Raw genomic sequence first — 15,362 nt, forward strand, 5'->3', positions numbered from 1 at the left:
GTCCGGGTGACGTACTGCCGTGTCACCCGGTGGCACTGCTCCTGGCGTCCGGCACCTGGATCGTGGTGACGCGTTGCGCGCCCTGGGCGGTCCCCGGGTGCGCGCTGGTCAGCTCCAGCCTGATCCGGGAGCCGGTGACCCGGTCGAAGGTGATGACCGTCGGCTCGTCGGAGGCGGTGGCCCAGTCGACGCTCTGGTGCCGTACGGCGGCGTACCGGTCCCCGTCCCAGTAGGAGACGGTGATCGAGGCGGGCAGGGTGTGCCGCGCGCCGACGGTGAAGGAGACCTCGACCGAGCCGAAGGTGCGGGGGCCGGGCCAGGCCACGGATATCCAGTCGGCCGGGCGGGCGCCGCTGAAGGCGGGCAGCAGCGCGGTGGCCGGCTTGGCGAAGGCGTTCGACCAGCCGGTGTCCGGGGAGCCGTCGAGCATGGCGGCGGGCAGAGTGTCCGGCGCCCCGGAGTAGCTCGCGTCGGCCGTCGGACCGCCCGGCGCTGCCGGCCCGGGGTCGGGTGCGAAGGTCCGGGGCGGGGTCGTCGACGCGTCGCGTACGGCCGTGGCGCGCACCGTGGTCGTGGCGGTGCGCAGCCCGTCCGCGCGGGCGGTGAGCGTGAGCGTACCGGCGGTGGTACCGGCGCGGACCACGGCGAGGGCCTTGCCGTGGAAGGCGGTCCGGGTGGATGCCTGGTAGCGCTCGGCGCTCTCCTGGCGCCCGTTGTCCAGGCCGGCCAGCGAGCCGCCGGTGGCCGTGAAGGCGATGCGGTGGCCGGCGTCGGGCACCACCACGCCGTGGTCGTCGATGACCTCGGCGGTGACGAAGCAGAGCGCGCGGCCGTCCGCGTCGACCCGGGTGCGGTCCGGGGTGAGCCGTACGGTGTACGGCCGCCCGGCGGTGCGCAGCACGTCGGTCGCCACCGTACGGCCTGCGCGCCGGGCGACGGCCTTGAGCACGCCCGGCGCGAAGGGGACGCGCCAGCTGAGGTGCAGTTTGCCCGCGCTGCCGTTGGGGCTGGTGTAACTGCCGGGGTACGGGCCCGAGGTGACGGTCCTGTCGTCGCCGGTGGCCTCCGTGGTCTCGCGGTAGGTCCGGCCGTCGGTGGTCCTCTTGATGTCGAAGCTCCGCACGCCCAGGGACGTGCCGTTGAGGAACAGCTCCACCGTGTCCGCGTTGGAGTAGGCCCAGACCTCGACGTTCTCGCCGCGCCGGTGGCCGGTCCAGTCCATGGGCAGCAGGTGGACCATGGGCAGCTCGCTCCACTGGCTCCGGAACAGGTAGTACATGTCCTTGGGGAAGCCGGCCGTGTCCATCGCGCCGAAGAACGACGCCTTCACGGGAAACACGTCGTACGGGGTGGGCTCGCCGATGTAGTCGATGCCGGTCCAGAGGAACTGTCCGGCGAAGAAGCGGCGGTCCCGGTCCTTCTTCAGCCCGTACTCGCCGCTCATCGTCCAGGGGGCGAGGTTGTTGTCGTAACTGGAGGTCGCGCGTCTGCCGGGGGTGTGGTTCTCGCCGGTGTTGAGGTGTTCGGGCTCCTGGTAGGTGGAGCGGGTGGAGGTCTGGGAGGAGGATTCGGACTCGAAGAGGAACAGGTGCGGGTAGCGCGCGTGCAGGGCGTCGACCGAGGCGGCCGTGTTGTAGTTCAGGCCGAGTCCGTCGAGTTCGGCGAGCATGAGGTCCGCCGGTGAGCCCACGGCGGGCAGGGAGCGGTACTTGTCCGAGCCGATCACGACGGGCCGGGTGTCGTCGAGGGCGCGGACGCCGTCGATGAGGCGCCGGGCCGTGGCCGGGCCGGTGGCGCCGGTGGAGTCGGGGATCTCGTTGCCGATGGACCACATGACGACGGCGGGCGAATTGCGGGCGGCGCGCACCATCTCGGCGATGTCGGCGTCGCTGTGGGCGTCGAAGAAGCGGGCGTAGTCGTAGCTGGTCTTGCGGGTCTGCCAGCAGTCGAACGCCTCGACCATCATGATGACGCCGAGCCGCTCGCAGGCCCGGATCAGCTCGGGGGAGGGCGGGTTGTGCGAGGAGCGGTACGCGTTGACGCCCATGGACTTCATGAGGGTGAGCTGGCGGACGATGGCGTCCTCGTGGGTGGCGGAGCCCAGCGCGCCCAGGTCGTGGTGGAGGTTGACGCCGCGGACCTTGGTGTGTTCGCCGTTGAGGGAGAGTCCGGTCTCGGAGCCGATGGTGACGTAGCGGAAGCCGAAGGTGGTGCGGTACGTGTCGAGCGTGGCGCCGCCGGACCGTAACTCGGTGTCCAGGGTGTACAGCCGCGGGGTGTCGAAGGACCACAGCAGGGGCCGGGCGACGGTCATCTCCAGATCCGCGGTGGCCGGTGATTCCGCCGGTACGTCGAGCTTCGAGGTCTCCCGCGCCACGGCCCGGCCGTCGGGATCGCGGACGGTGGTGACGACGGTGACCGGCCGGGCGGCGCCGGACTCGTTCCCGATCTCGATCCGCGCGCGGACGGTGGCGCGGCCGGAGCCGATCGTGTCGGCGAGGCCGGGCGTCGTCACGTACGTGCCCCAGCGCCGCACGTGTACGGGGTCGGTGACGACCAGCCGGGCGCTGCGGTGGATGCCGCTGCCCGAGTACCAGCGGCTGCTGGGCAGCCGGTTGCGTACTTCGACGGCGATGACGTTGGGGGTGGTGCCGTCGGTGTGCAGCAGGTCGGTGAGGTCGAGGGCGAACCCGGTGTAGCCGTAGGGGTGGTTGCCGACGAGTGTGCCGTTGCAGTGGACGTACGCGTCCATGTAGACGCCGTCGAACTCGACGGAGATCCGGCGGCCGGCGAGCGCGGGCGGCAGGGTGAAGGTGTTCCGGTACCAGCCGAGGCCGCCGGGGAAGAAGCCGGTGCCGGAGGTGGTGCCGGAGTCGGCGGTGGGGGTGAGTTCGATGCTCCAGTCGTGGGGTACCCGGACCTCGCGCCAGCCGGAGTCGTCGTGGCCGGGCTGCGCGGCGGTGGCGTAGGCGCCGGTCGGATCGGTGATGCCGGCGGGATTGACGAGGGCGAAGCGCCAGCCGTCGGTGAGTTCGATGGTCCTGGCCGGGGCAGTACGGGTGTCCGGCGCGGGTACGGTGCCCGCGGCGTTCGCGGTGCCCTGGGCGAGCGCGCCGGCCAGAGGTGCGGCGGTGCCGGCGATCAGGAGTGTCCTGCGTGGGACCGTCAAAGCGTTCTCCCTCGGTAGGCGCGCGACACCACACAGGGCATCAACCGGTGCCGACCGGGGTCAAGAGGCACGCACCACCTTTCACCATGAACACGCCAAGCACGCCTCCTCGGACCGGCCTCCGCGGACCGACCTCCGCGGACCGGCCGCCTCAGACCAGCCTGCGGGCCGTCGCCCAGCGGGTGAGTTCATGGCGGTTGGAGAGCTGGAGCTTGCGCAGCACCGCCGAGACATGCGATTCCACGGTCTTCACCGAGATGAACAGCTGCTTGGCGATCTCCTTGTACGCGTAGCCCCGCGCGATCAGCCGCAGCACCTCGCGCTCCCGCTGGGTGAGCCGGTCCAGGTCCTCGTCCACCGGCGGCGCGTCCGTCGACGCGAACGCGTCCAGGACGAAGCCGGCCAGCCTCGGTGAGAAGACCGCGTCGCCCTCCTGGACCCGGAAGACCGAGTCGACCAGGTCGGTGCCGGTGATCGTTTTGGTGACGTAGCCCCGGGCGCCGCCCCTGATGACCCCGATGACGTCCTCGGCGGCGTCGGAGACCGACAGCGCCAGGAACCGCACCGGGTTCTCCACGGCGCCCATCAGCGGCGCGCAGCGGCGCAGCACCTCCACACCGCCGCCACCCGGCAGATGGACATCGAGCAGCACGACCTCGGGACGGGTCGCGTTGATCACCGTGACCGCCTGGTCGACGTCGGCCGCCTCACCCACGACCTCGACGCCCGTCAGCTCCGTACGGCCGATCTCGGCCTGGACGCCGGTGCGGAACATCCGGTGGTCGTCGACGAGCACGACCCGCGCCCGCCGGCCGTCCCCGGCCCGGTCCGCGCCCCGCGCCCCCGTGCCCTCGGCCTGTACGCCCTCGCTCATGGTCACTGCCCCTCGCCCTCGTCGCTGCGCCGCCCGTGCGGCACCAGTGTCTCTCCCGGTCGGCTCCGCCCCGTCGCGGCACTATTACCGTACGGTCCCGGCTCATTCGACCGGAAGTCACCCAGGGCCGGGGCCTGCGCAAACGGGATGCCATTCGGCCTCGGCGTCATTCGGCCCGGTGTCATTCGCCTCGGTGTCATTCGGCCCGCTCCATCTCCAACTCGACTTCCGTGCCGCCGCCGGGCGCCGCGCTCAGCCGGGCCGTGCCGCCGTTGCGCTGCATACGGCCGATGATCGACTCGCGGACGCCCATCCGGTCGGCGGGCACCGCGTCCGGGTCGAAGCCGGGCCCCCGGTCCCGTACGGAGATGAAGACCGTGCGCCCCTCCACCTCGGCGAAGACCTGCACCGCGCCGCCCTCGCCCCCGTACTTGGCGGCATTGACCATCGCCTCGCGCGCCGCCTGTATCTGCGCGGCCAGCTTCTCGTCGAGCGGGCAGTCCCCGACGACCACGACCTCGATCGGCACCCCGTGGTAGTCCTCCACCTCGGCCGCCGTCCGCTTGACGGCCTCGGCGAGAGTGCTGGGCTCGTCCTCCTCGTCCTTGCCCGTGCCCTCCGGCCGGTAGAGCCAGGCACGCAGCTCACGCTCCTGGGCGCGGGCGAGCCGGCGGACCTCGCCCGCCTCGTCGGCGTTGCGCTGGATGAGGGTGAGGGTGTGCAGCACGGAGTCATGGACATGGGCGGCGACCTCGGCCCGCTCCTGCGCGCGGATGCGCATCAGCCGCTCCTCGGAGAGGTCCTGCGTCATCCGGACGAGCCAGGGCCCGGCGAGCAGCGCCACCCCGGCCACGACGGCGATCGCTCCGGTCAGCACGTTTCCGAACTGGGCCGCCGAGCCGCGCACCACCATGAAGACGGCCAGCCCGAGACCGACCAGGGCGACGCCCGCGACACCGCGCGCGAGCTGGAGCGCCCGGCGGTTCCTGCCCGCCTCGGCCCAGCGGGCACGGCGCGCGTTGTCCGCCTGGCGCCAGACCAGGACGACTCCCGCGCCTATCAGGAGCGTCGGCCAGATGTAGCGGTCGGCCTCGTTGCGGCCCAGGCTGACGTTGCCGATGAACGTACCGGCGCTGATCACCAGCGCGATCAGCGCGAAGATCTGTCCCTTGTCGGGCTTGCGCAGACGGCGCCGGCCGTCCGGGCTGATCTCGAAGAGCGAGCGCGGCTCGGCGGCGGTGCCGCCGATGCCGAGCGGGACGACGATCCAGAAGACGGCATAGAGCAGGGCGCCGAGGCCCTGCGCGAAGAAGAGGATGAGGAAGACCATCCGCACCCAGACCACCGGCAGTCCGAGATGGCCGGCGAGCCCGCGCGCCACCCCGCCGAGCAGCCTGCCGTCCGCGCTGCGGTACAGCTTGCGCACCGGCTGCTCCTCGGGCGCGGGCGCACGGGAGGCGGAGGACGCGGCGGCACGTGGCGGGGCGGCTGGCATGTCAACGATGGTCACACGGCGGACCGGGCCGGGGCATCAGGGGCGGACCCCTGACGCGACCCTGATCCCGGCCCCGGGATGCCCGGGATCAATATCAGGGACAGTCCGGGGTCGGTGCCGGTAGAGCCGCGGCGCCCGCGCCCGCACCATGGACGTATGACCCAGCCGCCGTCTCCACCGCCGCCCGCGCCGCCTTCGGCGCCGGGTTCCGCTTCGGGCTCCGCGTCTCCTTCAGCCACCCCGCCGCCCGCGCTCTCGCAGCTGCGGCGCAGCCAGCGGCAGAAGGTGTTCGCCGGGGTGTGCGGCGGGCTGGGCAAGCACTGCGACATCGACCCGGTCGTCTTCCGGATCGTGATCGGCGTGCTCACGGTGACGGGGGGCGTCGGGCTGATCTTCTACGGTTTCGCCTGGCTGCTGATCCCGCTCGAGGGCGAGGAGGAGAACGAGGGGCGCAGGCTGCTGTCGGGGCGGGTGGACGGCGCCTCGCTGATCGCCGTGCTGCTCGCGCTGATCGGCTGCGGGCTGTTCCTGTCGATGCTGGGTAACCGGGAGACGCTGAGCTTCGCCGGGCTGCTGTCGATCGCGGTCGTGGGGGCCGCCGTCTGGTCCCAGCGCAGGCGCGGCGCCCCGGCGGACCGCGCGCCGTCGGATCCTTCCTCGGCGCACGCGGCGGCGGAGGCTCCGCCGGAGACGATGGCGCCACCGACACCCGGCAGCCCTTCGTGGTGGCGGGATCCGATCTCCAAGGACGGCCGTGGCGGCCCCGGCGGTTTCGGTCCGCCCGGGACGGACTATCTGTGGGGCCCCGACGGCACCGGGGCGCAGACCCAGGCGCAGCCGTGGGGGTGGCACCGGGTCGCCCCGCCGCGCCCGCCCCGCCCACGGGGACCGCGCGCGATAGCGGGGCTGTTCTTCCTCCTCGCCCTGCTGGCCGCGGGGCTGGGCACGGGTCTTTCGTGGGAGGACCACCCGCTGGGCACGAGCGTGCAGATCGGCCTCGCCGCCGCGCTCGCCGTGTTCGGGATCGGTCTCGTCGTCAGCAGCTTCCTGGGGCGTACGGGCATGGGCACGATCCTGCTCGTGGTGCTCACGGCCGGGCTGCTGTCCGGTGCGTCGGTGATACCGAAGGACATCTCCACGCGGTGGAGCGACCAGCAGTGGACGGCGGCCTCGGCCGCCGCCGTCCAGCCCCGCTACGAGCTGAGTTCGGGCAGGGGCACCCTGGACCTGCGGGGGCTCAAGGTGCCCGAGGGGCAGACCGTCAGCACCTCCGCCAGGGTGGCCGCGGGGCAGCTGAGAGTTGTCATCCCGGAAGGAGTGACCGTGCGGGTGAACGCCAAGGCGGACTTCGGGAATGTGCGGTTCCCGGGAGAGCGCGCCGATGAAGCGAACGTCTCCGCGAACCAGACACGGCGGCTCACGCTGCCACCGAGCACGAGCACCAGTACGGGCACGGACGCGGGCACGGGCACGGGCACGGGCAAGGACACGAGTGAGACACGGGCGGGCACGCTGAGGCTGAACCTCGAAGTGGGCTTCGGCCAGGTGGAGGTGGCCCGTGCCGCGTCATGAATTCAAGCCGGGCCGGCTGATCGTGGGGCTGACGGCCCTGGGCGCGGCCGTGCCGTATCTGGGTGACGCCGCGGGCGTCTGGCACGCGCCGTGGTATCTGGCCCTGGTCGTGGTCTGGGACGGTCTGTGTCTCGCGGCGCTCGCGACCTGGGTGAACTACCGCATACGACGCCGTCGCCCGGCCAGCAAGGCATCCAGTGAGAACACCGGGGCGCCGGCGAGTACGAGCGGTAGCCAGGCCATGAGATAGGGCAGGTCGTTGCCGTAGTAGTAGGGGGTGCTCTGCCAGCTCACCGTCAGCCAGAGGCTGAGCGAGATCAGGACGCCGCCGACCGCCGCGAGCCGGGCGAAGACTCCGAAGAGGGTGCCGAGGCCGACGGCCAGTTCGCCCAGGGCGATGGCGTATCCGAACCCGGAGGGGCTCTTGAGGGCCAGGTCCACCAGGGCGGGGATGGCGGAGCTGTCCCGGACGCCGCGCATCAGCTCCCCGATGGAGCCGGTGCCGGTGGCGGCGAAGAATCCGCTCTGGGTGAGCTTGTCGATGCCCGCGTAGATGAAGGTGACACCGAGGAAGAGCCGCAGCGGAAGCAGGGCGTAGCGTGCGGCGCTCTCGCGCAGGCCGCCCCGGTCACCGCCGCCGACGCCCAGCCCGTAGGTGTCCGTCCGGTAGCCAAACGTCATCGCTGGTCCGCCTCTCCCCTGTCCGTCCGCACCTGCGCGCGAACACTTCAGGACCCCAGTGAACCAGTCCGCGTCAAAGTCGAATAACAACCGGCCGAATTCGTTCAGTTGTATTCAGCTCGGTCTCGTGCCGTGCTGACCCGTGCGCCGGTACTGACCCGTGCGGCGCTCTCCCCCTCAGTCCAGCACTTCGACGATCACCCGGTTGGTCTCCACCCCGGCCGCCGTCACGACCTGCACCTCGACCGCTCCCGGCTCCACCTCCACCGGGACGGGCACGGTGAGGCAGTTGTCCGCCGGGTTGGCGAAGCCGCCGGGGACGGGCACCAACGGGACATGGACGTGGACCGCGCCGATCCGCACGACCATCCGCGCCAGCCGGTCCGGCGTCGCGGCCCCGGGCGGTACGAAACCGGCGCCCCGGATCTCGATGTCGTCGCCGGTACGGACGGGAGCGTCCAGATCGCCGGCCTCCCTGACCCGCACCACGGACAGGATGACGGGCCGCCCGCCCTCCGCGTACTTCCCGGCGAAGTAGGTGGCGGCGGAGACGACGACCAGAAGCGCCAGCGACCAGGGCAGATCGGGCAGTTGCTCGGGCCGTCGGGCCAGCCGGACTGCGGCGAAGAGCACCGCGACGCCGTTGACCAGGACGTACTGCACATCGGTGAAGCTGCCGCGGCCGCCGTCGTCACAGAGCAGATCCGCGAGCCGGGGCCGCTCGGCCCGTACCTTCTGGAGCCGCTGCGCCAGCACCCGGTCGGACACCACGCGGCGTACGACCACGGCGATGGCGCACACCACGGCCAGCACGGTCACCATGCCCGCGCCCCGGGCCAGATCGAGTCCGGCGATCAGCGCGTCGCGCCGGTCGTGCCCGGAGGCGCCCGCGAGCTGAAGGGCGAGCACGAGCACCGCGAACACCACGAGCGACACCCAGGCGGAGGCGACGGTCCGCGAGGTCGACAGCCGGTTGTCCTCACCGACCAGCGGCGCGAGGAGTCCGCCACGCGCCCGGTGCAGCCGGGCGGCGACGGTCAGCAGCGCGGCGACGACCAGCGCGGCGCCCAGTCCCGCCGTACGCGCGACCGACCAGCCCACCCCTATCGCGGTGATCGCCTGCGCGAGGGCGAGCACGAGCACGCCGCCCCAGACGACCAGCAGGGTGTGCCGCCATACGGAATGCAGCCAGGCGTCGCCCGCCTCCCGGCCGCGATCGGCCACGGCGCGCGCGGACTCGGTGAGTTCGTCGGACACCCACTGCCGGGAGGCCCCCACCGAGTGCGCGACCGCCCCCGGCAACCCCTGCCCGGCGGCCAGCTCGTCCCGCTTCAGCAGGAACGCGGCGACCGCCCGCCGATGTCCCTCCCGGGCCCCGTGCGGACAGCCCCCACACGTACAGCCACCGCCGTGCGCGCCCTGCCTCGCCTCCTGCACCGCCACGCCGATTGCCGCCCTTCCCGCCCCGTGAGTGAACTTCCTTGCAACGCAAGGGAATTGTCCCGCACGGAGAGGGGGGTACGCGAAGTTTGCCCGGTCGTAACGGGTGACAACATCGTTACGGTGTTGACCCGACGGGCTCAGTCCTCCGCGGAACGACGCCAGTTGATCGCCAGCAGATCGATCCCGACCGGAAATGGCTCTTTCGGCTCACGTCACTCAGGTTCGGCTCACGTCACTCACGTCGCTCGCGGTGGACGCCGGTCGGGTTACTCCCACTCGATCGTCCCCGGCGGCTTGCTCGTCACATCGAGGACCACGCGGTTGACGTCCGCGACCTCGTTGGTGATGCGGGTGGAGATCTTCGCCAGGACGTCGTACGGCATGCGCGTCCAGTCGGCCGTCATCGCGTCCTCGGACGAGACCGGCCGCAGCACGATCGGGTGGCCGTACGTCCGTCCGTCGCCCTGGACGCCCACGGACCGCACGTCCGCGAGCAGGACGACCGGGCACTGCCAGATCTCCCGGTCGAGACCGGCCGCTGTCAGCTCCTCGCGGGCGATCGCGTCGGCCTCGCGCAGCAGGTCGAGGCGCTCGCGCGTGACCTCGCCGACGATACGGATACCGAGGCCGGGGCCGGGGAAGGGCTGGCGCTGGACGATCTCGTCCGGCAGGCCGAGCTGCTGGCCGACCATCCGGACCTCGTCCTTGAACAGCTTGCGCAGCGGCTCGACGAGTTCGAACTCGATGTCGTCGGGGAGCCCGCCGACATTGTGGTGCGACTTGATGTTGGCCGTGCCGGTGCCGCCGCCGGACTCGACCACGTCGGGGTAGAGCGTGCCCTGGACGAGGAACGCGACGTCCTCGCCCTCCGCGCCCGCCTCGGCGACGATCTCGGCCTGGGCCTGCTCGAAGACCCGGATGAACTCACGGCCGATGATCTTCCGCTTCTGCTCGGGGTCGGAGACCCCGGCCAGCGCGTCCAGGAAACGGTCCTGCGCGTCGACCACCCTGAGCTGCACGCCCGTCGCGGCGACGAAGTCCTTCTCGACCTGCTCGGTCTCGCCCTTGCGCATCAGACCGTGGTCGACGTACACGCAGGTCAGCTGGGATCCGATGGCCTTCTGGACGAGGGCGGCGGCCACGGCCGAGTCGACGCCGCCGGACAGCCCGCAGATGGCGCGCTTCGTGCCGACCTGCTCGCGGACGAGGGCGACCTGCTCGTCCACCACGTTCGCGGTGGTCCAGTTCGGCTCGATGCCGGCGCCCCGGTAGAGGAAGTGCTCCAGGACCTGCTGCCCGTGGGTGGAGTGCAGCACCTCGGGGTGGTGCTGGACCCCGTACAGCTTCTTCTCGTCGTCCTCGAAGGCGGCGACCGGTACGACGTCCGTGGACGCGGTGACGGTGAACCCGGCGGGCGCGGCGGAGCAGGCGTCGCCGTGCGACATCCATACGGCCTGCTCGGCCGGGGTGCCCTCGAAGAGCGTGGAGTCGGTCCGGGAGACGCGCAGCTCGGTGCGGCCGTACTCGCGCGCGCCCGTGTTGTCGACGGTCCCGCCGAGCACGGTCGCCATCAGCTGGAAGCCGTAGCACATGCCGAAGACGGGCACCCCGGCCTCGAACAGCGCGCGGTCCACGGTCGGGGCCTGCTCCGCGTAGACGGAGGACGGGCCGCCGGAGAGGATGATCGCCTTGGGGTTCTTGGCCAGCATCTCGGCCACGGGCATCGTGGACGGGACGATCTCGCTGTAGACCCGGGCCTCGCGGACACGACGGGCGATGAGCTGGGCGTACTGCGCGCCGAAGTCGACGACGAGAACGACGTCGGGGGCGGCGGGGGGTGCTGCTGGCACGGGGCGGCCTTCCGGCGGTGAAGTGAGAGGGGTGCTGATGCCTCGATTCTAACGGGGCCCCGCCACGGCCCGGGGACAGCGCCCGGTCCCCGGTACGGACCTTCGTACGACGCCGCGGGGGCGGCGCTTTCGTCTCACCATCCGAACCCGCGTTGCCGGGCGCGAGGACATCGGGTCCATACTGTCCCCATGCGCGAGCACCTGACCTACGTCTTTACCTATGGCACCGGCCCGTCCGGCTGCCATGGTCGTGCTGCTTGAGCTGACAAGCGACTTCCCAGGCGCCCCGGGCCGACAAGGCCCGGGGCGTCTGTCGCGTTCGGGGCCCGCGGCTCCCCCGCCCCCGAACCGAAGGACACCGACATGACCGTCACGCGGAACAACACGACCAGCACCGCCCCGGCCACCACCCCCGACACCGGCGCCCGCACCGAAGAGGCCGCCGCGCTCATCGGCGGCGCGCGCGACCGCATCGACGCGCTCGACGACCGGATCATCGGACTCGTCCAGGAACGGATCGCGATCTCGGCCGTCATCCAGGACGCCCGGATCGCCTCCGGTGGCCGCCGCGTCAACCTCTCCCGCGAGATGGAGATCCTCGGCCACTACAGCGGCGCCCTCGGCAAGCCGGGCACGGCGCTGGCGATGACGCTGCTGGAACTGAGCCGCGGCCGCGTCTAGGACCGCGCACGGACGGGCGGCGGGCCGGACACCCGCAGACACGTTCGGAACCCGCTCTCACCCGTACGGCGCGTGACCGCCCGCACCCCGCCTTCGTTGAACTGTCCGGGCGCGCGGACACAGAGGAACCAGCGTGGCTCCGCCGGGACGTGCGACGCACTTCGCAAGTGCGCCGTGGGACCTCGTCCCGGCGAACGTGACCGGTAGGCAGGGGACAGCAGCCCGGTCACACGACGAACGGCCGGCTCCGGGGACGCCCGGGGCCGGCCGTCCGGCTTTTCCTCGCCGGCCGCGCACGTGACGCACACCACTTAAAGATTCTGTGAAGACGGGTGCAACCATTCCCACAGGTCGCAGGTCTTGCATGCGAAACCAACGGCCTCACCTGTGACCCCCACCTGGGAGGGCCCAACGACTCCGCACCGCCGATGACCGGTGGTGCGCCGAACTTCGCTGAGGTCTCCATGAAGCTCCGCCGCGCTATGGCCGTCGCTGCCGCGACCGCTGTCATAGCCCCCGCCGCCTTCTTCTCCGCTCCGGCCGCGTTCGCGACCGGTGAGGAGAACGCGACGACGACCGAGTCTCCCTCGCCCAGCGCGTCGAGCCCGGCCCCCGAGGAGTCGGAGAGCGACCCGGCCCCCTCCGACGGCACCACGGAGCCCGGCGAGGAGACCACGGAGCCCGGCGGCGAGGCCACCGAGCCGACCGACGGGGCCACCGAGCCGACCGGGGGCGCCACGAGCCCGACCGACGGGGCGCCCAGCCCCAGCGCGCCGAGCACGCAGAGCAGCGCGCCGACGGAGCCGAGTGGCAAGCCGTCCGCTCCCGAGGAGTGCCAGGACGAGGACGAGGACTACTTCGATTCGGCGCTGGAGCTGGGGATCAGCGGTCTGCCGGGCAAGATCGTGGCCGGCAGTGGTTGGCACCCCTTCACCCTGCGGGCGACCAACACGTCCGACAAGGCTCTCGGCAGGATCGACTGGGCGCTGTTCGTCGTCAACGAGACCGAGTCCATGAAGGACAAGGACCAGCTCGGCACGTACACCACGATCCAGTTCCAGGACAAGAACGGCAAGTGGCTCGAGGCCACGCAGGACATCATGAGCGGCGTCTACATCGGTGACACCACTCTGAAGGCCAAGTCGTACGTGGATCTCAAGCTGCGGCTGAACATCGGCGCCAAGGCCCCGACGGACGACAGCTACGCCGTCGGCATCGCCTGGTACACGGACAGCGACACCGACTGCGAGTTCAGCTCCTTCACCGACTGGACGTTCGAAGTCCTGCCGGCCGGCCAGAGCAACGAGACCCCGGGCAAGCCCACCCCCGGCTCCACCACCAAGCCCAGCGACACGAAGCCGCAGGGTGGCGCCAACCCGCTGCCCGTCACCGGCAGCCTCGCCGAGACCGGATCCTCCTCGATGATGCCCGTCATCGGCACGGTCGGCGGGATCGCCGTCCTCGCCGGTGCCGGAGTGATGTTCGCCATGAAGCGCCGCCGCGACGGTGACGCCACGGCGTGACCCGTACACGTACGACGTGACGCGTAGGGCCGCCCGGCGCGGCTCGCGTCACGCGCGCGAAGCAGAGAGGCGCTGCACTCGGAGGGGGGTGCAGCGCCTCTCTCATGCGCTCATGCGCTTTTCGACTTCATGAACTCTTCGGCGGGGCGTCGCGCGGCGGTACCTTCGGCACCGCCAGGAACGGCAGTCGCAGCGCGCCGAACGCCTCCGCCGGGACCGCGGGGGCGAGCGGTTCGACCGGGGGCAGCCGTATATAGGGCGTGTCCGCGCTCTGCTCGGGCCGGGGGTCGGTCTCGCCCTTGTTCGGCCAGAAGGACATGGCGCGCTCGGCCTGGGCCGTGATCGTCAGGGACGGGTTGACCCCGAGGTTCGCCGAGACCGCCGAGCCGTCGACGACCGAGACGGCGGGATGCCCGTACAGCCGGTGGTACGGGTCGATGACGCCCTCGTCCGCCGAGGCGCCGATGACGCAGCCGCCCAGGAAGTGGGCGGTCAGCGGCGTGCCCATCAGCTCGCCGACGTTGCTGCCGGCGAAGCCGTTGATCTCCGCCGCGATGAGGGTGGCGGCCCGGGTCGCCTCGGGTATCTGCTTCGGGTTGGGCGCGCCATGGCCCTGGCGGGCGGTGAGCAGGCCCTTTCCGACGCCGCCCGGTTTGCGGTAGGTCGTCAGGGAGTTGTCCAGCGACTGCATGACCAGTCCGATGATCGTGCGCTCCGACCATTTGCGGTTGGAGAACGAGCGCAGCAGCAGCCGCGGATGCCGGGCGGCGTTCGTCAGCCAGGCCCGCAGCCGCCGTTCGCCGTAGGGGACCTGGAGGATGGACAGGGCGCCCATCGCGTTGGATCCCCTGCCGTACCGCACCGGTTCGACGTGGGTGGTGCCGTTCGGATGGATCGAGGAGGTGATGGCGACGCCCCGGGTGAAGTCCGCCTTCGGCGCGCCGTGGCGTGCGCGGTAGCGCCGGTCGTCGGTCTGCGCGCCGACCAGCGCCTCGGAGTTGGTCCGGGTCAGCTCCCCGAGCCGCGCCGAGAGCCGGGGCAGCAGACCCCGGTCACGCATGGTGTGCAGAAGGGTCTGGGTGCCGTACGTGCCGGCCGCGATCACGACCCGTGGGGCGCGGAAGACTTGTGTACGGCCCTTGCGCCGTTGGTCCGTCGGCACGGTGGTGACGCGAAGGCCGTCCTCGCCGCCGTCCGTGAGGGCGATCACCGACGTCATGGGGTGGATGACCGCCCCGGCCCGCTCCGCCAGGTACAGGTAGTTCTCGGTGAGGGTGTTCTTCGCGCCGTGCCGGCAGCCCGTCATGCACTCGCCGCATTCGGTGCAGGCCCGGCGGGCGGGGCCGGTGCCGCCGAAGTACGGGTCGGACGCCGGGGCACCCGGCCGGGCCCTGGCGGCGCCGTCCGCGTCCTTGCCGTCTCCGAAGAAGACGCCGACCGGGGCGGGATGGAAGGTGTCGCCGACGCCCATCTCCTCGGCGGCGGCCTTCAGATGGACGTCGGAGGGGGTCATGGTGGGGTTGAGGCGTACGCCGAGCATCCGGGCGGCCTGGTCGTAGTAGGGCTTCAGCTCCTGTTCCCAGTCGGTGATGCCCGCCCACTGCGGGTCGTTGAAGAACGCGGCGGGCGGAACGTAGAGCGTGTTGGCGTAGTTGAGGGAGCCGCCGCCGACCCCGGCACCCGCCAGCACCATCACGTTGCCGAGCAGATGGACGCGCTGGATGCCGTAGAGACCGAGGGCGGGGGCCCACAGATAGTTCCTGAGGTCCCAGGAGTTCTTGGGGAGGGTCTCGCGGGTGAAGCGGCGGCCCGCCTCCAGGACGCCGACGCGATAGCCCTTCTCCGTCAGCCGCAGCGCGGATACGGCCCCGCCGAAGCCGGAGCCGACCACGATCACGTCGTAGTCGTAGTCGTTGGCACGGTCCGGATCGCGGTCACGGTCGCGGCCGTTGGGGTCCCGCCCCTTCCGGGCATGGCTGTCCTGTGACACTGGCTCTCCTCGTTGAGAACTGGCGGGACGTACTGGCCGGACGTACTGGCCGGGCGTACTGGCCGGGCGTACTGAGGGGGGATG

General features: G+C 71.6%; 10 protein-coding genes. 3 read left to right on the forward strand and 7 right to left on the reverse strand.

Annotation, left to right across the window (positions count from 1 at the left end):
- Positions 1–22: 22 nt before the first annotated feature.
- The 3 genes from OG627_RS12525 to OG627_RS12535 all read right to left on the reverse strand — a co-directional run bounded on the left by OG627_RS12525 (position 23) and on the right by OG627_RS12535 (position 5,538).
- Complete coding sequence (locus OG627_RS12525; RefSeq protein WP_329064445.1) at positions 23–3,169, reverse strand: glycoside hydrolase family 2 TIM barrel-domain containing protein; 3,147 nt, start codon at positions 3,167–3,169, stop codon at positions 23–25.
- Positions 3,170–3,320: 151 nt separating this feature from the next.
- Positions 3,321–4,043, reverse strand: coding sequence for a response regulator transcription factor (locus OG627_RS12530; protein ID WP_329064447.1), 723 nt, complete (start codon positions 4,041–4,043; stop codon positions 3,321–3,323).
- A 196-nt stretch (positions 4,044–4,239) separates the two neighbouring features.
- Positions 4,240–5,538 carry a PspC domain-containing protein gene (locus OG627_RS12535; protein ID WP_329064449.1) on the reverse strand — a complete coding sequence of 433 codons (1,299 nt, stop codon included), beginning with the start codon at positions 5,536–5,538 and terminating at the stop codon, positions 4,240–4,242.
- A gap of 156 nt (positions 5,539–5,694) precedes the next feature.
- Here OG627_RS12535 and OG627_RS12540 point away from each other — a divergent pair, with 156 nt between their 5' ends.
- Entirely contained in the window at positions 5,695–7,110 is a 1,416-nt protein-coding gene (locus tag OG627_RS12540; RefSeq protein WP_329064451.1) for a PspC domain-containing protein, read from the forward strand.
- 156 nt (positions 7,111–7,266) lie between these two features.
- Here the strand turns inward: OG627_RS12540 and OG627_RS12545 are convergent, their stop codons facing one another.
- The 3 genes from OG627_RS12545 to guaA all read right to left on the reverse strand — a co-directional run bounded on the left by OG627_RS12545 (position 7,267) and on the right by guaA (position 11,084).
- Positions 7,267–7,791, reverse strand: coding sequence for a DoxX family protein (locus OG627_RS12545; RefSeq protein ID WP_329064453.1), 525 nt, complete (start codon positions 7,789–7,791; stop codon positions 7,267–7,269).
- Between the two features lie 177 nt (positions 7,792–7,968).
- Positions 7,969–9,234: a hypothetical protein gene (locus OG627_RS12550; RefSeq protein WP_329064455.1), complete on the reverse strand. Its 1,266-nt coding sequence runs from the start codon at positions 9,232–9,234 to the stop codon at positions 7,969–7,971.
- Positions 9,235–9,500: 266 nt separating this feature from the next.
- Positions 9,501–11,084 carry a glutamine-hydrolyzing GMP synthase gene (gene guaA, locus OG627_RS12555; RefSeq protein ID WP_329064456.1) on the reverse strand — a complete coding sequence of 528 codons (1,584 nt, stop codon included), beginning with the start codon at positions 11,082–11,084 and terminating at the stop codon, positions 9,501–9,503.
- 363 nt (positions 11,085–11,447) lie between these two features.
- On the opposite strand from guaA, the gene OG627_RS12560 reads away from it, so the two are divergent.
- Complete coding sequence (locus tag OG627_RS12560) at positions 11,448–11,765, forward strand: chorismate mutase (protein ID WP_329064458.1); 318 nt, start codon at positions 11,448–11,450, stop codon at positions 11,763–11,765.
- 464 nt (positions 11,766–12,229) lie between these two features.
- On the forward strand, positions 12,230–13,288 hold the full coding sequence (locus OG627_RS12565) for an LAETG motif-containing sortase-dependent surface protein (RefSeq protein WP_329064460.1): 1,059 nt from the start codon (positions 12,230–12,232) through the stop codon (positions 13,286–13,288).
- A gap of 127 nt (positions 13,289–13,415) precedes the next feature.
- Here the strand turns inward: OG627_RS12565 and OG627_RS12570 are convergent, their stop codons facing one another.
- On the reverse strand, positions 13,416–15,278 hold the full coding sequence (locus OG627_RS12570; RefSeq protein ID WP_443073463.1) for a GMC oxidoreductase: 1,863 nt from the start codon (positions 15,276–15,278) through the stop codon (positions 13,416–13,418).
- Positions 15,279–15,362: the final 84 nt, after the last annotated feature.

Origin of the sequence: Streptomyces sp. NBC_01429, from assembly GCF_036231945.1 — a bacterium.
GTDB lineage: Bacteria > Actinomycetota > Actinomycetes > Streptomycetales > Streptomycetaceae > Streptomyces.